The organism is Vreelandella sulfidaeris Esulfide1 (assembly GCF_054072535.1).
Genome location: NZ_CM133364.1, coordinates 510573 through 527808, shown reverse-complemented (window position 1 = coordinate 527808; position 17236 = coordinate 510573). Strand labels below are relative to the sequence as shown.

Sequence of the window (17236 nt, the reverse complement as noted above, 5' to 3'; positions counted from 1 at the left end):
ACAAAACAGCAAACTTAGCTAAACGTAGGCAAGTATTTAGATTCACGCCCTGGCAGACCCAAGTCGAACCAACTGTGATGCGCCCTGCTGTCGACCCATACGCGGTAATGCAGTTGCGACATCATCACCGGATCATCCAGAAAGTCCAACCGCTCTCGTGAGTTCATCCCCGCGGGCCCCTCCGCTACAGCGCGAGCAACCCGCTCGTCACGACGCTGGCGAATGGGTTCAACATCGTTATGGCGTGATGTTCCTAAGGCCGTTGCCAAGGCGTTAGGCACGGGGTCTACCACCACTTGGGCAAACGAGGGGGCCGACATTGCTGTGTTCATCCTGGTGAGCAAGTTCACCATGCGCCGTAGCACGCGGGGCGGTTGCGTTTCTTCGGGAATCCGGAAAAGCCGCTTTTGAAAGCAGAACCGGCCTAACGAGACGCGGCTCGACAGTGCCGATACCGGAATCGATAGCATTAGCGCAACGACGATGGGCGAGAGCCACCAAAGAAAGGTGGGCTCCATCACGTAAACACCCGTCGCCCACACAGCTCCTAATAAGGTTTGGCTCCAATGGGTGCGGATGGCATCTCCCCACGTAGTGTCGCTGTTCTCACGCGAAGGAGAGCGCCATTGAACCGCCCAGCCCATTAATGACGTCAGCACAAAGCGGGTGTGAAACAGCATTCTCACTGGCGCTAATAGCATAGAAAAGAGCGACTCAAGCACCATGCTCGCCAATACTTTGAGCGGCCCGCCAAAGTGGCGGCTACCCTTTATCCACACCAGCAATACGCTTAGCAACTTAGGTAAGAACAGCAGTAATGCCGTCACGCCGAACAAGCCCACCGCTAAGGTTGGGTTCCATTGCGGCCAAACAGGAAACAACATCCCCGGCTCAGGAAAATAGTCGGGCGTGCTAAAGGTATGCACGGCTAAAAGGGCCGTAGAAAGAACTAAGAAAAGACACCATAGCGGTGCTGAAAGATAGGACATTAAACCGGTCAGGAAAACGGCACGGTGTACCGGATGAATACCTTGCGAGAAAAACAGCCGGAAGTTCATCAAATTTCCGTGACACCAGCGCCTGTCGCGATTGAGTTCATCCAGCAAGTTAGGTGGCATTTCTTCATAGCTGCCTTCCAACTGGTAGGCAATCCATACTCCCCAACCAGCGCGCCGCATCAGCGCCGCCTCGACAAAGTCATGGGATAAAATCTCCCCCGACATTGAGCCCTTACCGGGAAGTGGCGCGAGTATGCAGTGCTGCATAAAGGGGGCGAGCCGAATAATCGCGTTATGACCCCAATAGTGCGACTCGCCTAATTGCCAAAAATGTAACCCCGCGGTGAACAGCGGCCCGTAAACCCGCGTCGCAAACTGCTGCATGCGCGCGTACAGGTTGAGTCGCCCGGAAGCGCGTGGTGCCGTTTGGATAATGCCCACCCTGGTATGCACTTCCATCATTTGCACCAGGCGGGTAAGACATTGACCGCTCATGACACTATCGGCATCCAACACCACCATATAGCGGTAGCGCGCGCCCCAGCGTCGGCAAAAATCGTCAAGGTTACCGCTCTTACGTTTGACTCGGCGCTGTCGACGGCGATAGAAGACCTGTCCGAAAGCGCCCAGGTCACGGCACATCACCAGCCAGGCATAGGTCTCCTGGATGGCAATATCGGGATCGGACGTATCGCTTAGAATGAAAATATCGAAATGCCGATCATTACCCGTGCTGCGCAGTGATTCCAGGGTGGCGCGCACCCCGGCAAACACTCTGGCCACGTCTTCGTTACAGATAGGCACCAACAGTGCTGTGCGGGCTTCAGCAACAATCGGCTCATCACCCACTTCGCTATCAATGGCATAGCGGTCATGGCTGCGTAATAGCTGGAAAAACCCCATCAATGCAGTCCAAAACCCGGCGGACACCCAGGCGAACAGCAGCACGAACAGCGACAGAATAGTGATCTCAAGCCACTGCATGCCCTGGCCGGGGAGTACCGTACGCATCTGATTGGCAGCGATGATACTTTGACCGAAAATCAGCACCAGCAAAATCCAACGACGCCTGGTGGCGACCCACTTCCAGGACGCGGAGGGCGACTCTCTTTTGCGCCGTCGAAAATCACCGTTAGCCCAGCGCTTAAAGCGCCGACCCATATTAACGAAAGGGTTGGTCGACCACTGCTGGGGTGCCAATGGCGTTCGTTGCATCGGCGGGGCTGTGCGCAAACGCGTAATACCGGACGTATCCGTTGACAGCACATCTGGCGGGGCTAGCGGCGGCTCGGCATAGGCCAGCGCCAAGCGTCGACCCACTGACAGCGCTGCAGGATCCTTATTGCCTTCGCTGTCTGTTTCGTTATCCCCACCCAACGCAGCATGCAGCGAAGCTATGTCGTGTTGATCAAGATCACCAACCAGTAACTTGTAACGCTCTTTCCGATCCTGGGTCTGCAACGCCAATCGCTCTAAATAAAAATCCGTTGGCGTTGGCTGTGCTGAAGTCATTACATCAGCCATTAGCGGGCAACCGGTAGTACCACGTTTCGGACATTTGCTTGCCATCGAGCATTAACTTGGCCCTGATATCCAAAGGCTGATTGCCGTTACTGCGCCTCACGTTGACAAACACACGCCAACCGTTGGTCGCCGGGTTATGAACAACGCGGCTAGCGGCTAATTCCCCATTATCGCCCACGCTTGCCTCAACACTCATGTTTGCATCGCTGCCGATACCGGAAAGCGAGGGTCCTATAAAATCGAGGACGAAGGCGAGGGTCCCGTCGGGCTCACGTACTAGGTCGTCGCGAATCACCTCTCCGCGTGAACGGCGAGTTTCTTCAACCCACGCAAGCTGAGGATCAAGGTGGCGGCTTTCATCGGTTGTGAGCGTAATGCGGTAATCGAATGCCAGCGGTGTTCCCGGCTCATGTGCTTCATCAGCCAGCCACATCGAGACGATGTTGTCGTTGGTCTCGTTGTCTGTGGGGATCTGAATCAGCTCCACGCTGCCGGGTCCCCATTCGTTGAGTGGCTCTATCCAGGCGCTTGGACGCAGATCATAACGTGAGTTGACATCCTGATAGTCACTAAAATTGTGACCACGCTGCATAAGACCATAACCACGTAACTGGGGCGTTGCTTGCCTATTCATCATCAATCGGGACGGGTTGGCTAGCGGGCGCCATGACCAACCATTTTGCGCATCATTGATTAATAGGCCATTAGAGTCATGGATTGCCGGGATATAGTGTTGGGTCGAAGAGGGCTGCTCTGGGCCATAAAAGTACATGCTGGTTAGCGGAGCTATCCCCAATTTCTCGACTGCCCGGCGTAAATATAGGCGCGATTGTACGTCTACCAGAGTGTCTTCTCCGGGACGTAGTACGAAGCGGTAGGCACCGGTCACGCTAGGCGAGTCAAGCAGGGCGAAAATCGTCAAGTATTGGCTTTCTGGGCTAGGTTCAATGATCCACATTTCTGTAAAGTGTGGGAACTCTTCGCCCGAAGATAGTCCTGTATCAACGGCCAGCCCGCGCCCTGAAAGACCATAAACCTGTCCTCTGCCAATCGCGCGAAAATAGCTGGCTCCCAGAAAGACCATCACCTCATCTTTCCGCTCATCATCATTGAGCGCATGGTTGATCCTAAACCCGGCAATACCAACGCCATCACTATTCTTAACGTCGTCGGGGATATTTAAATCACCGTAAGTAAAGTCATCAGGGTTGTATGCAAAGCCATGAACCTCGCCCTCCTGATCAATACTGTTTAATTGGATGGCACTGTCATAATGCATGCCTTCAGGGATAAAGCTCAGGGTGAAAGGTACGTCGTCACCGCTCCACACGTCCCGATCCCGCTTATATTGTATTTGCCCATACTCCGCATAGCTGAGTTCGCGCAGCTCATTGGGCAATGACGTTTCTGGAGCCCGGTAGCCCTGCTGGGCCAGCTCTTCTGCCCTTCTAGCGACATCTTCGAAGTCAAAAGCAAAAGCCTCGAAAGGGATGCTTCCGGCCAATAGGCCGCCTAGAACGGCTATTGAAAAAAAACCTTTGCCGCTTGAAAATTTACTTAGCGGGATCGATCCACTCATTTAGCGTTATGCTCCTATCCAATCCTTTGACTGAATTAAAATTCGCTTATTTGCCGAATCAACATACGATAGAGTCCATTCGATCAGCTAAATGCGTCCTTACGCTATTGCTCGCCATTGCTTAGATACATACCACGCGCGTATGTAAAGATGAAATTACATTTTCAGGTATAGCATGAGTCTGGACTAATTAGCACCCCTGACTGACCGGGCTTTTTGCAAGGGCTGAGGGGGAAATGAGAACTTGTTCAGCATATTGAGCCGCGTGGAGAGGCGCCATATCAAGCGTGTGGTCTATACAAGCAGCCGTTCGGAGAGGGGCATTCTCCTCCCTTAATACAAAACCTATGGCCTAAGCCAACGCTGAACAAACTGCTCGGCGGCCAGTGGCCGGTCAAAGTAGTAACCTTGTCCCTGAGTGCAGCCCATAGCCAGTAGTGCGCCAATTTGATTTTGGTTTTCAATCCCTTCCGCAATGGTCTCAAGGCCCAGCGTGTTTGCCATGGCAATAATTGTCGCCACAATGACACGGTCGTTGTCGCTGGTGAGCATATCGCGGACAAAGGAAATATCGATTTTAATTTTGTCGGCGGCGAAGCGCTTCAGGTAAGCAAGTGAGGAGTAACCGGTGCCAAAATCATCAATGGATAGTCCCAGCCCGTGCCCCTTCAGCATCTCGGTCATGGCAATCGCTTTTTCAGGATTGTCCATAATGCCGCTTTCGGTAATTTCCAAACTAAGTTGCGAGGGCTCAATGTTGAAACTAGCACAGCTATCGAGCAGGTTGGCGACCAAGTCTTCTTCATCAAACTGTTGGGCAGCAATATTGATCGCTAGCTGGCCCGGCATCGAATAGCCCTGCTCCCGCCACTGCGACAGCTGTCGACAAGCTTCTTCAAACACCCAGTAACCAAGCGCAACGATCATACCGCGCTCTTCGGCAATAGGAATGAACTTGCCGGGCGAAACATCGCCAAGTTCCTCATCGTGCCACCGGCAAAGGGCTTCAGCGCCAATCAGAAGACCGCTGCTTAAATCCACCTGGGGCTGAAAGTGTAGGCTCAACTGCTTTCCTGCAATGGCAGACGCTAGGCGCTTGGCAATAAGCAACTGCTCAGCAATGACGTGCCCCATCCAGGGCTCAAATACACACGCAGCAAGCTTTTGCCGTTTAGCTTGATACATTGCAATATCAGCATATTTTAACAATTCTAATGGGGTTGCCGCATGCTGGGGATAGAGCGAAACACCAATGCCCACTGAAACTTCAAAGGAGTGCTGTTCGACAATAAGAGGACGTACAATGCTGTCGCACAGCCGCTGAGCCGTGGTTAACGCGCCACTCACTTCCATCCCAGGGCAAACAACGACAAACTCATCGCCCCCTAAGCGGGCCAAGAATTCCCCCTTGCCGAGTGAGCTAGCAAAACTTCTTGCAACGGCTTTAAGGACTAAGTCGCCCAGATCGTGCCCAGCGGTATCGTTAATCTCTTTGAAATGGTTAAGATCTAACAGCAATAGCGCTAGTCTGGTGGTGTTTGCAGCGGCAAATTCGCGCTCCAGATAGCGCATAAAAGCGGCGCGGTTGGGCAATTGAGTGCCAGGATCACAAAAGGCTAATTGGCGTATTCGTGTTTCATCTTGCTGACGCTCAAGCTCAGAGGCTGCCCGCGCCGCAAACAGCTGCAGTACGTTACGCACAATATCCACATCGTTCAGTGGCTTTTTAAACATAACGCCAATAAGACCCATCGGCTGACCGTGACTGTTATCTAGCCGACGCCCAACATAGCCGTTCACCCAACTCAGTGCACCATTGCTCTCCCTAGGCAGCATGATGGCGGCACCCTCGTGAACAACGCACTCCTGCTCAACCATTACCTTATGGCAGGGAACACCGGGGAGATAATAAGCAAAATTATCCTGAAGTTGACCATTTACATACAACGTTATGGTATGCGCAATATCAGTATTTTGCTCATCTAACAGCGCAATAAACCCCACCTCTGCAAACAAAGCCTCGGCCATATGCATGGTTAATTGATGCAGAAACGCTTCACCATTTTCAGCCGAAACCGCCGTCGCTACGTTAATAACAGCGTGTTGAAAGCGTTGCTGCTCATGAATGGTATTAACCAATACTTTGTTGTGACGACCAATGCGCTGCAGCTCTCTTTTTTTATATAACAGCCGCTCGCGGGTGTGGCTTTCGGCCAACTGACGCGATAGCTCTGAGCCTGCCAGCGCGGAAGCAATGCGTAATACGTCATCGGTGTATAGAGGAAGCACCAAGGGCGAGGAGTGCATCAACGCGATAACGCCTAAAAAGCTACCATCAGAGGCGGTGATAGCGATACCTAAATAACTCTCAGCACACGTTGCCGCTAGTTGCTTATCGTTTGGGAACTTCTGGCGAACCTGGGAGGGAACAAAAAACTTTGTAAGGTGGGCAACTTGTTGGCAAGGCGTGGCTTCGACAAAATAAGGCGCCCTTTCATTGAATGACTCCTGTGACCACATCGCCAACGTGGTCGCTATTTCCTGGTGGCTATCGACGTGCTCTACCGTGACATAGTCAACTTTGAGCACATCTGCCAAAGACCTCACTAGATGGTGAAAAAAACCTTCTTCACTGACATAGGACAGCTTATCCGCTAACTGGTGAAAAATTTCTGGTGCAGTAGTAGGAGGCATGCTATTAAACGCCTTCGGATTTAATCGTGCCAGAACACAAGCTATTTGCTAGCGCGTTTTGAACAACTTTTTTGAAAATACCAATCCCTACCCGCTGCATAAAACACTTCCAGTCATTAATTAGGCTTCAAATATCTTGTATAGGAAAAAGCTCACTAAATGCTCAAAAAATAGTTTTTCATTCTTTGCTAATAACACTCCAGTTAAAAACCAACTTACCTTCATTATCGACAAAGGTTTTAGCTTGCTACTTTTGTGCTGCTTTTATCTGTTTTTTAAAATTAAGCATTTCATCTTTTTGCCTTTAAAAGCCTCAAACTTACATCTATACAACTAGGCCATTTTATATTTACCGAACGCTCAATTAAATTAACTTCTCACCTACTACTAGCTTTCAGGGAATAACCAAGCGAAACAAAAAGTTACCTTTAATATCCAAATCAACCTTAGAGGATGATATTCAACCCAAACAGTCCTTCATGTCAATAGGTCGTTCCTCAACCATCTAGGTCTAATGGAGGACGTTGTGAATAAAACTGAACAGAAACGGTTAGCAGGCAGTATTGGCCGAGCTATTGCCAAACAGCGGGTTCGTAGCAAAATGACCCAAGAAGAAGTGGCTGAGCGCTTAGGAGTTGGCAATGAAGCCGTTTCGCGTATAGAACGCGGGCGAGTAATACCCAACATCGTACGTCTTATTGAACTTGCTGAGATTTTTAATTGCGAAGCAGCTGAGTTGCTTGGACAAGCAAGTTTTCACGTTGATGATCAATCAAGCAGAATGAAACAACTTCTAGCGCCTTTAAACCAAGAGGATCGAAAACTCATCCTTGATACGGTGGAAACCCTAACCATACGCTTGCAAAGAGGTTAACTTATTAAACGATGACCGTGCACCATTAACATGAAAAAGCTAAGCTAAAACAATATAAGTTATGCCAACACTTAACCCAGGCGGTTATCAATATAAATTTATATTTAAAATTCGTTTATTGTGGCTACAACCTATTTAACGGGGCTGTATTAACAATATTCTGCCGCACTCGATTGCACATAAAAGAAAAATGGATTCTAGGTCGCTAGCATACTCTCTTGGTTGGATTAACGCTTTCATGCTATAGGTAGTCGGGCCCTGACGTTCAGCAACCGCAGCATTGCGCTGCATAGAGGCGTTATGTTCAACACTACCGCGTGGAATCGCCTTCGCTACACCGCTTATGCCCCTTTCTATGACACAGTCGCTGCCCGCGCCTTCCGTAGACCACGACGTATTGCGCTTGGTCAAGTGGATTGGGAGCCTGGCATGCGCGTACTGCTGGTGGGTGCCGGAACGGGGTTAGACTTGCCTTTTCTGCCTTGTGATATCGAATTACACGCCACTGATATCGCGCCGGCGATGGTAAAGCGCATAGCCAAAAGAGCTGAAACGCTGCGCCGCGATGTTGAATGCTGCGTTATGGACGCTGAAGAGCTTGACTACCCCGACGAGCACTTTGACGCTGTCATCATGCACTTGATCATTGCTGTCATGCCTAATCCACACAAAGGACTCACCGAGGCACATCGTGTGCTAAAACCCGGCGGCCAATTATGTGTGTTGGATAAGTTCCAGCCGGATACACACCCCGCGGGGGCGGGTCGACGTTTTCTGAACCAACTGACCTCAGCGCTCGCGACCGATATTACCCGCCAAGCGCAGCCACTGCTGACTGACGCTGGATTTTTGATCCGCCATGATGAGCCGGTGCTTATGAATGGCCTGTTCCGTGCACTCCTAGCCGCCAAGCCCTCGACATCTAATCGTTAAGCGTGTGACTTTTTACCGCTGGGCACAGACTAGCGGTGGCTAAGTAAACTAACTAAGCTGGCTCACTATTTTACCGATACCACTCGGATTCAGCGAATGACAGCCCGTCCCTCTACCCGTACCGGCAAACTGCTTTTTACCCTGCTTAGCCGCCTGCACTTGTATATTGGTCTTTTTATTGGCCCTTTTATCCTTATCGCTGCGCTGTCGGGAATAGCCTACCTACTTAGCCCGCCACTTGAAGAGTGGCTCTATCACGATACGCTTTACGGGGTTACCGAGGGTGAGCCACACCCCATGGCTGCGCAAATTGCCGCTGCTCAACGCTATCTTGACGATCCGCTGCTACCGAGTGCAGTGCGCCCCGCGCCAGCACTCGGCGACACTACCCGGCTGATGTATAGCGATCCAAGCTTAGGTCCTTCTGAGCACCGGGCGATATTTGTGGACCCGATTACACTGCAAGTAGCTGGCGACACAACCGTTTACGGCACCAGCGGTATTTTACCGCTACGCACAGCGATTGATCACTTTCACCGCCAGTGGTTAATGGGTGATATAGGCCACCTTTATAGTGAACTAGCCGCCTCATGGCTTTGGCTTGCCGCGTTAGGTGGCGTAGTGCTATGGGCTTGGCGGCAGCGCACGTTGAAAACGCTTTCTGGTGCTCAAGCCACACGCCGACGCCACGCAACGTTAGGGTTGATATTGGCGCTGGGGCTGCTGTTTTTTTCGGCAACGGGGCTGACATGGTCCAAGTGGGCAGGCGGTAATATTGCTGAACTGCGCCATGTATGGGGCTGGGGTACCCCTAGCGTCTCAACGGCACTGATCGATTCCGATAACCAAGCTCATGATGAACATGCAGAACATCGCGGCCATACATCCTCTGTTTCAGCCCTTATGGCCATTACGCCCAATGACTTTGATCGCGCACTAAAGGCTGCACGAGCAGCAGGACTATCGGCCAATCGTCTTCAACTCTCGCCATCAATGAGTGAAAACCAAGCGTGGCGAGTAGCGGAAATCGATCGGCGCTGGCCTACCCAGGTGGACCAGGTCGCGCTGCATCCGCGCACCATGGCCGTCATCGATCAAACTGATTTCGATACCTTCCCACTAGCCGCCAAGTTCACCCGCTGGGGAATTGACCTGCACATGGGAGTCCTGTTTGGCCTAGTTAATCAAGCAGTACTCGCTTTGATCGCTGCCGGGCTTGTCACGCTGATAGGGTGGGGTTATGTAATGGCCTGGCGGCGACTACGCACAGTAAATGGTCAACGCTTTCCTACGGTGACTGAGCCCTGGCTGATGCTCCCGCTCACGGCCAAAATAAGCGTGCTATTCGTCGTTATCGCGCTGGGCGTGGCGCTACCAGTGCTGGGTGTAAGCTTGGCGGTTTTCATCGTGATTGATGCGCTGCGCTGGTTTTCTCTCGCAGATACATAACGAAACCTGCCGTCCTTTAAACAAGCCTATCTCTCAACAGACTTTATTGTTATATTATTACATAACATAAACGAGTTAAGAGGCATGCTAGCAATGACTGCGTTTTCTCCCCTACCCGTCACCGTGCTCTCGGGTTTCCTGGGCGCAGGTAAAACTACCGTGCTCAATCATATTCTCGCCAACCGTGAAGGCCGCCGGGTGGCGGTGATCGTGAACGATATGAGCGAAGTGAATATCGACGCCGCCCTGGTTCGCGGCGGTCCAGGCGAATCGACGCTGGATAGCAATGTGGCCCTTAACCGCTCTGAAGAGCGCTTGGTAGAAATGAGCAACGGCTGCATTTGCTGCACCTTGCGCGAGGACTTACTGATCGAGGTCAGCCAGTTGGCCCGGGAAGGCAAGTTCGATTACTTAGTGATTGAGTCCACCGGCATTTCCGAGCCGCTGCCTGTCGCAGAAACATTCACCTTTGAAGACGAAAATGGCCAGAGCCTCTCTCATGTCGCTCGGTTGGATACCTTAGTGACAGTGGTGGATGGCGCTAATTTTCTTGACCAGTACCGCGAAGCGCAAAGCTTGGCGGAAGCGGGCGAAAGCTTGGGTGAAGACGATGAGCGCAACGTCGCCGATCTACTGGTCGATCAGATCGAGTTTTGCGATGTGCTGCTGATTAGTAAGACTGACCTGATCAGTGAAACAGAGTTGGAGGCTCTGAAAGCCATTCTGCGTTCGCTGAATCCTGACGCGGAACTGGTGCCCATTACCCAAGGCGGCGTGCCGCTGGACAAAGTGCTGGATACCGGTAAGTTCAACTTTGAGCGCGCCCAGTTGGCGCCTGGCTGGCTTAAAGAAATGCGCGGCGAACATGTCCCCGAAACCGAAGAGTACGGGATTGGCAGTTTTGCCTATCACGCCCGCCGGCCTTTCCATCCGCATAAATTTCACGATCTACTTAACCAGGAGTGGTTTGGCAAAGGCCTGCTACGCTCGAAGGGCTTTTTCTGGCTCGCGACCCGCCCACAAGCTGCCGGTCATTGGAGCCAGGCAGGCGGCATCGCCCATCACGGCCCCGCAGGTGTTTTCTGGAAAGCCATTCCCGAAGAGCATTGGCCAACCGATCCCGAAACACGCCAATTTATTATGGAGAAGTGGCAGGAGCCGTTTGGCGATATGCGCCAGGAGCTGGTGTTTATCGGTCAAAACCTAGATCAAGCCAGAATGCGCGAAGCGCTGGATAATTGTCTGCTGCTCGAGGAGGAACTGCTGGAAGGTATGGAAGCGTGGAAGCAACTTCCAGACCCCTTCCCGGCTTGGGAGTGAGTCATTGAAGTGATGCAAACATAGAAGAGAGAGGCCGCAGCCTCTCTCTAAAGTGGTAAGTGATAAACTTTACTATGCGGCGCCTATGAACCCTCTGCCTCTACAATTCTCATTAGGTTTACTGGCCATATATCGCAATACCGCAGCGACCACTGTGTTTAACGAAATACATGGTTTGGTCGGCGGCGTTCATAAGCTCTCGGCTATCAGCAAAGCCGCCGTCATGCAGGCAAGCAATACCAATAGAAACGGTGATATGGATGGGCTGATTTTCCACATAGGCAATAGGTTGTTCAGCCAGTTTCTGTAAGATTTGTTTTACTAACTGATGAGCAGAATGGGCGTCTTCATTTGGCATTATAATCATGAATTCTTCACCACCGAAGCGTCCGGCGAGGTCACTATCCCGAACAAGCTCTCTGAGGAGCTTTCCAAAGTTTTCCAGGATCACGTCGCCCACCAAGTGCCCATATTGATCATTGACCATTTTAAAATGGTCTAAATCAATAAACGCCACCGAGAGGTTTCGCCCCTCTTCACGGCAATGGGTAAAGTGTTCACTCAATTGTTCTTCCAACCACCCACGGTTAGCCAGCCCTGTTAATGGATCAATACGGCTGCAGACTTCTAACTCGTCTTGACGCTTAAGCAGGTTTGCTAGTTCTGATTGTTGTTGCTCTAAGCGCGCATTCAACGCCAATGTTTGTTGAAACAAAAGGTGTTGCGCTTCAGCCATGAGAGCGTCGCTATCTAGGTTTTTTGGGGCTGTGATTTCGAGTACGTCTGCTAATGAGGGAAGCTGCGTTTCAATCGTCGATAGCAGTTCGGCAAGCACGATATGCTGAGCTTCTGTGTGATTTTTTAGCTTGCGCATTAAGCTGACCAATGAATGCGCGGGGGAAGGGGCAAGCCAAGCATCGGCGATCAGCCCTGAAATGCGCACACAGAATAAGTCTATTGGGGCGAAAGTAAAATCAGAATGACTGGTACTAATCGCTTCGGCAAGATGGGTGGGAACGCCCCATTTTGCTGCTAACCAAGCCCCTACTGTTGCGTGATCGCAGCCAAACTGCAGTTGCTCTGAATGGATAAGCTCGGAGTGATGCGTTGGTAACGGCTCATATATAGCTTCGACGTCTTCAGGATAAAGCGCTTTTAGAGCCAATACACCAATGTCTTGCAGGAGCGCGGCAGTGAATACAAACCCCGCTTGCCCAGGACATAATTGTTCTGCCAAGTAACGCGCCGCAATAGCAGCAATTAAAGAACGGCTCCATACCCGCTGCAGGTATGCAGCTTGGTCTTTAAGCTTGAATAAATTAAAACTTAGCGTGGTGGCTAAGGTGGTGTCTAGGCCAACACGTGCCACAGCTTCTCGGCAAGTATGGATGGTCGGTGCGCGCCGAGCGTAATAAGCGCTGTTAGCCAGCGCCAATAAACGCATGGTTAAAATAGGATCTGTTTGAATGGCTTCCGCATAGGCCTTTACGTTCGCATTTGGAGAACGGGCTACATCAAGTACTTTAATGGCGGCGGACGGCAGTGTAGGTAGATTGAAGCAGTCATTAAGCCCTTCGCGTATAAAGTCGGGCAAGTTTGCGCTCAAGCTGAGCTGTTGACTGTTGTCAGTTGGTTGAATAGCTAGCATTTCGGTTCCCTTCGCGAGGTACGGCTCCGAGCGTTAGCACCCAGGCGCCCCACCCTTTGGTTATTCTCTGGCTAGGAAGGTACGGCAACTCTTACACTTAGTCTAAGACTAAAACACTTTTTTATGGACTAGATTTTCTAATCTTGAGGCTCTTTGCCACGCCGTCCTCGATTGTGACGGGAGGAAAGCTGATGATACCCCCTACGGCGCTACTCGACTAACCGGGGTGTTGTCACATAGCCCGGGCCATGACCTTACCCTCCAAGCATTGCCTCCGCCCACTGGCGCACCTCTGGGTAGGCGCGCTGCTCAAAGACGGCGAAGCCGTGCAGACTTCGCGTTTTGAGCGGGGTAAAGACCGGCATGGTTAAACCGCACAGAAAGTGCGCGAGTCGCTGGGCATTGGGCGGTTGGTCAAACTGTTTGATATGGCGCTCCATCAGCGGCGTGGCGTAGCGCTGAAACTCGGCCGCCGTCAGCGGTGGCTCAGGGGGCGCTTCCGGCAATCGCACGGGGTGGCCGTAGCACACCGAACAGTGCCCACAGCGGCCCGGCTCGGTATCGGGAAGCGCATCAAACATGCTATTACCAAAAGAGCCATCACCAAAGTGCTCAGCCAGCCGTCGCGTCAGGCAAGTTTCTGATTCAAATAGCGCTAGCATAGACTGCAGCCGATCAATCTCAATGCGCTCCCGCATCAAGCAATCGTCGTATAACTGGCTCGCTAGCGTTTCAACGGCAAAGTCCGGCTGGCGAATCTCATACACGTCGGTCATCCGCTTGCCTTCCAGGGTTAACCAGCCTTTGTCCTGAAAGTACTCAAGCGCCGTGATGGCCCGAGCGCGGGAGGAATCAATCTGTTGTGTCTGCCCTGCCTTGTTCAAGCGCTCAAAATCCACCATACCCCAGGTGCGAGCGATAGGGATATTATCGACAATAAGACGTACAAAGGCCGCCCGCTCGCCTTCAAAACGATTTACCAACTCACTCGGCTCAATGTGGTAGCGCAGCCGGTACTCGGCTAGAAATGCAAAGCGCGGTGCGATAATGCCATGCATCTCCAACCGCACTAGCAGCGTCTTTAGCGGCAGCGGGCGAATATTGGTATCTCGGGAAAGCGTATTAAGCAGCACCTCCCACTGATGGTCCGGCGTCTTACCTGCCGCTGCGATCTCTTCTAGCAAGTGAACGATACCGCCGAACTCGGGGGTATCGCCGTAAACGAAATTTTCCAGTACGCGCAAACCATCTTGTCCGGCCATGGTCAGGCAGGTAGAAGGCTGACCATCGCGTCCCGCCCGGCCAATCTCCTGGCTGTAGTTCTCGATGGATTTAGGCAGATCATAATGCACCACATTGCGAATATCGCCCTTATCGATGCCCATGCCAAAGGCAATGGTCGCCACAATGCAGGGTGACTCACCGCCCATAAACTGGCGCTGGATCTCATCCCGCCGCTGTGCATCTAACCCCGCATGGTACGCCTGGGCGTTAATTCCCTGAGCAGCGAGCGTGCGAGCTACCTGCTCTGCTGTCTGTTGCAGAGTGACGTAAATAATCGTCGGCGCTTCGCTGCCCGGCTGCATCTGCGGCTTCAGCCAGGTAATCAGCTGCTGCTGGCGATCCTTCTTAGCAGGCGCCACCAGCAGTTCTAAATTGGAGCGGTAAAAGCCGGTGGTGATGACGTTCTCCGGCGCAATGGCAAACTTTTCACCCATATCGGCGATCACCGCGGGGGGCGCCGTGGCGGTAAGCAGTAGCACCTGAGGAATGGCAAACTCGCGCTGGTAGTCGGGTAGTTTGAGGTAGTCAGGACGGAAGTTATGTCCCCATTCAGACAAACAATGGGCTTCATCCACCACTAAAAGCGATATCTGAACCTGACGTAGAAAGTGGCGAAAGCGCTCGTTTTTGAGCCGCTCCACCGACACCATGAGGATTTTTAGCTCGCCGCTCTTGGCGCGCTCCATCACCTCCTGGGTGGTGGCGCGGTCTTGGGTGGAGTCGATACTCGCTGCTGCCACGCCGTGGCGGGTCAGAAACGCGAGCTGATCCTGCATCAGCGCCAGCAGCGGCGACACTACCAAGGTTAAGTGCGGCAGATGAAGCGCTGGGAGCTGATAGCACAAGGATTTTCCAGCGCCGGTGGCAAAAATCGCCGCCGTTGAGTGCCCCTCCAACACTCGAGACACCACCGCCTGCTGACCACCGCGAAAGTCATCAAAACCAAAGACGGCTTTTAGCGTTTGCAGCGCTGATAGGGGGGACATAAGTACTCCTCGATAACGAAACTCAGGCTAAAACGCTTTCTCCAGCGCAAAGCGCGGCTGGGTATGGCCCTCTCTCGTCACCGTTTCAGTGAACATCGCTAGCGGACGTACCCAGAGGCCGTACTCACCATAAAGGGCGCGATAGACCACTAAATGCTCTTCGCTTTCGCTGTGTTGGGCAGTGCCGAGCACTTCGTAGAGATTACCTTTGTAATGGCGATAAATACCGGGAATAGGGGCGGTCATTGGCTCTCCTCTTAAGTGCCGTTTTTGACGGTTGGCTGGTTAGCTTTTTTAGCAAGGCGTTCAAGCACTTTTGAGGCAGCCACAAAGCCAAAGGTGCCGGTCAAAAAGGTAGCCGCACCAAAGCCCGAAGCACAGTCCAGGCGAGTAGCATCACCGCTGCCGGGCTTTTGCAGGCATACCTCTCCATCCCCGCTTGGGTAAACCAACTGCTCGTCGGAGTAGACGCACTCTACCGAGAAACGCCGTTTGGGGTTGCGGGAGAAGCCATAATCCCGGCGCAGCCGCGAGCGCACTTTGGAGAGCAGCGGGTCGTGCTCAGTGCGGGTCAAATCCGCCACTTGAATACGCGTCGGGTCGGTTTGTCCGCCCGCCGCGCCGGTGACGGTAATCGGTATTTTGCGCCGCTTGCACCAAGCAATCAGCGCGGCCTTGGCGATCACGCTGTCAATGGCATCCACCACATGGTCGACATCCTCGGGAATGCGCTCGGCCAGGTTGGTTGGCGTGACGAAGGCGGTATCCGCAATTATCTCAATCTCGGGGGCGATCAGACGGCAGCGCTCGGCGAGCACCTCCACCTTGGGCTGGCCTATAGTGCCATCCAGCGCATGGAGCTGACGATTGATGTTGGAAACACACACATCGTCCAGATCGATCAGCGTGAGTTTGCCAATGCCCGAGCGGGCCAGCGCCTCTACCGTCCAGCTACCCACGCCGCCTACCCCGACCACGACTACATGGGCATGGCGAAACGCCGTGGCAGCCCGCTGGCCGTACAGGCGGCGAATACCGCCAAAGCGAAAATCATAGTCGCTAGAAACACGGTCGTTAGAAACTGAGGCGGTAGCAAGGGAGGTTGAGGGCTCGTTCAATGACATAAAACAGACTCACAATGCTTGGAGGGCTGAAGGCGTGGTATGGGGTGGCGTGCGCACGCTGTCTAGCGGTAAGTGTCCCGCCCAACCAAGATGATTAAACAGCGCGACCATGGTGTCGTCCAAGGCGCAGCTTAATTGTACACGCTTGTTCAGCACAGGATGATCAAAGGCCAAATGGGTCGCCGCCAACAGTAAGCGTGGCGCCCCCATCTGCTCGGCAAAAAAGCGGTTGTGGACACTTTTACCGTGCTTGGCATCACCAACGATCGGGTAACCGCGCCGCGACAGATGACGGCGAATCTGGTGGCGCCGCCCGGTAAGCGGCCGCGCTTCCACCAACGAATAGCGCGCCACCGGGTAGCGATCCACCTGTACAGGCAGCTCTACGCTATCCAGGCGGCGAATATCAGTCATCGCGGGCATGGCAGGCATCTCCGCCTTGGGGCGCGTGCCATCCTCCTCCCGCAACGGGTAATCCAAACGCTCGCTTTCCGGGGCTTTACCGCGCACCACCGCCAAGTAGCGTTTCTCTACCTGCCGCTCACTGAACATCTCGCTAAGCAGGCCAGCGACTGCTGAGGAAAGCGCGAATACAATCACTCCCGACGTAGGCCTATCCAGCCGATGAACGGGATAGACCCGCTTACCTATCTGATCACGCAGCCGCTGGAGCAAAAATTCGGTTTCGCCACGCGCCAATGCCGAGCGATGCACCAGAAGCCCTGACGGCTTATGCACCGCAACGAGATGCTCATCCTGATAGAGGATGTTGAGTGGCGTCATAACGCTCCCTGGTAAAAGCTGGGGACAAAAAAGTCGTTCA

General features: G+C 52.8%; 12 protein-coding genes. 4 read left to right on the top strand and 8 right to left on the bottom strand.

Features of this window, described 5'->3' with window-relative positions:
• Positions 1–14: 14 nt before the first annotated feature.
• The 3 genes from mdoH to ACW44H_RS02515 all read right to left on the bottom strand — a co-directional run bounded on the left by mdoH (position 15) and on the right by ACW44H_RS02515 (position 6795).
• The gene (mdoH, locus tag ACW44H_RS02525) at positions 15–2510 is read right to left on the bottom strand and encodes a glucans biosynthesis glucosyltransferase MdoH (protein ID WP_457506612.1); all 2496 of its coding nucleotides are present in this window, start codon (positions 2508–2510) and stop codon (positions 15–17) included.
• Between the two features lie 4 nt (positions 2511–2514).
• A complete protein-coding gene (locus ACW44H_RS02520) occupies positions 2515–4101 on the bottom strand; it encodes a glucan biosynthesis protein G (protein ID WP_457506610.1) in 1587 nt (528 codons plus the stop codon).
• A 345-nt stretch (positions 4102–4446) separates the two neighbouring features.
• Positions 4447–6795, bottom strand: a complete 2349-nt coding sequence (locus ACW44H_RS02515; RefSeq protein WP_457506608.1) for a putative bifunctional diguanylate cyclase/phosphodiesterase — start codon at positions 6793–6795, stop codon at positions 4447–4449.
• 526 nt (positions 6796–7321) lie between these two features.
• Between ACW44H_RS02515 and ACW44H_RS02510 the strand changes: the two genes are divergently transcribed.
• The 4 genes from ACW44H_RS02510 to zigA all read left to right on the top strand — a co-directional run bounded on the left by ACW44H_RS02510 (position 7322) and on the right by zigA (position 11371).
• Positions 7322–7669, top strand: coding sequence for a helix-turn-helix domain-containing protein (locus ACW44H_RS02510; RefSeq protein ID WP_113268574.1), 348 nt, complete (start codon positions 7322–7324; stop codon positions 7667–7669).
• Between the two features lie 300 nt (positions 7670–7969).
• On the top strand, positions 7970–8602 hold the full coding sequence (locus ACW44H_RS02505; RefSeq protein WP_457506606.1) for a class I SAM-dependent methyltransferase: 633 nt from the start codon (positions 7970–7972) through the stop codon (positions 8600–8602).
• Positions 8603–8698: 96 nt separating this feature from the next.
• Positions 8699–10051, top strand: a complete 1353-nt coding sequence (locus tag ACW44H_RS02500) for a PepSY-associated TM helix domain-containing protein (protein ID WP_457506604.1) — start codon at positions 8699–8701, stop codon at positions 10049–10051.
• Between the two features lie 93 nt (positions 10052–10144).
• The gene (gene zigA, locus ACW44H_RS02495) at positions 10145–11371 is read left to right on the top strand and encodes a zinc metallochaperone GTPase ZigA (RefSeq protein WP_457508904.1); all 1227 of its coding nucleotides are present in this window, start codon (positions 10145–10147) and stop codon (positions 11369–11371) included.
• Between the two features lie 118 nt (positions 11372–11489).
• Here zigA and ACW44H_RS02490 read toward each other — a convergent pair whose 3' ends face one another.
• The 5 genes from ACW44H_RS02490 to ACW44H_RS02470 all read right to left on the bottom strand — a co-directional run bounded on the left by ACW44H_RS02490 (position 11490) and on the right by ACW44H_RS02470 (position 17196).
• Positions 11490–13019, bottom strand: coding sequence for a sensor domain-containing diguanylate cyclase (locus ACW44H_RS02490; RefSeq protein ID WP_457506602.1), 1530 nt, complete (start codon positions 13017–13019; stop codon positions 11490–11492).
• 254 nt (positions 13020–13273) lie between these two features.
• Positions 13274–15289 (bottom strand): RecQ family ATP-dependent DNA helicase, encoded by a 2016-nt coding sequence (locus ACW44H_RS02485; protein WP_457506600.1) that lies wholly within the window; start codon positions 15287–15289, stop codon positions 13274–13276.
• 27 nt (positions 15290–15316) lie between these two features.
• Positions 15317–15535, bottom strand: a complete 219-nt coding sequence (locus ACW44H_RS02480) for a DUF1653 domain-containing protein (protein WP_113268557.1) — start codon at positions 15533–15535, stop codon at positions 15317–15319.
• An 11-nt stretch (positions 15536–15546) separates the two neighbouring features.
• Positions 15547–16413 (bottom strand): tRNA cyclic N6-threonylcarbamoyladenosine(37) synthase TcdA, encoded by an 867-nt coding sequence (tcdA, locus tag ACW44H_RS02475; protein WP_457506598.1) that lies wholly within the window; start codon positions 16411–16413, stop codon positions 15547–15549.
• Positions 16414–16422: 9 nt separating this feature from the next.
• Positions 16423–17196, bottom strand: coding sequence for a pseudouridine synthase (locus ACW44H_RS02470; RefSeq protein ID WP_457506596.1), 774 nt, complete (start codon positions 17194–17196; stop codon positions 16423–16425).
• Positions 17197–17236: the final 40 nt, after the last annotated feature.

Bases quoted from the DNA above. Each gene is read 5' to 3' on its own strand.
- mdoH (WP_457506612.1), bottom strand. From the start codon at position 2,510: ATGACTTCAGCACAGCCAACGCCAACGGATTTTTATTTAGAGCGATTG.
- ACW44H_RS02520 (WP_457506610.1), bottom strand. From the start codon at position 4,101: ATGAGTGGATCGATCCCGCTAAGTAAATTTTCAAGCGGCAAAGGTTTT.
- ACW44H_RS02515 (WP_457506608.1), bottom strand. From the start codon at position 6,795: ATGCCTCCTACTACTGCACCAGAAATTTTTCACCAGTTAGCGGATAAG.
- ACW44H_RS02505 (WP_457506606.1), top strand. From the start codon at position 7,970: ATGTTCAACACTACCGCGTGGAATCGCCTTCGCTACACCGCTTATGCC.
- ACW44H_RS02500 (WP_457506604.1), top strand. From the start codon at position 8,699: ATGACAGCCCGTCCCTCTACCCGTACCGGCAAACTGCTTTTTACCCTG.
- zigA (WP_457508904.1), top strand. From the start codon at position 10,145: ATGACTGCGTTTTCTCCCCTACCCGTCACCGTGCTCTCGGGTTTCCTG.
- ACW44H_RS02490 (WP_457506602.1), bottom strand. From the start codon at position 13,019: ATGCTAGCTATTCAACCAACTGACAACAGTCAACAGCTCAGCTTGAGC.
- ACW44H_RS02485 (WP_457506600.1), bottom strand. From the start codon at position 15,289: ATGTCCCCCCTATCAGCGCTGCAAACGCTAAAAGCCGTCTTTGGTTTT.
- ACW44H_RS02480 (WP_113268557.1), bottom strand. From the start codon at position 15,535: ATGACCGCCCCTATTCCCGGTATTTATCGCCATTACAAAGGTAATCTC.
- tcdA (WP_457506598.1), bottom strand. From the start codon at position 16,413: ATGTCATTGAACGAGCCCTCAACCTCCCTTGCTACCGCCTCAGTTTCT.
- ACW44H_RS02470 (WP_457506596.1), bottom strand. From the start codon at position 17,196: ATGACGCCACTCAACATCCTCTATCAGGATGAGCATCTCGTTGCGGTG.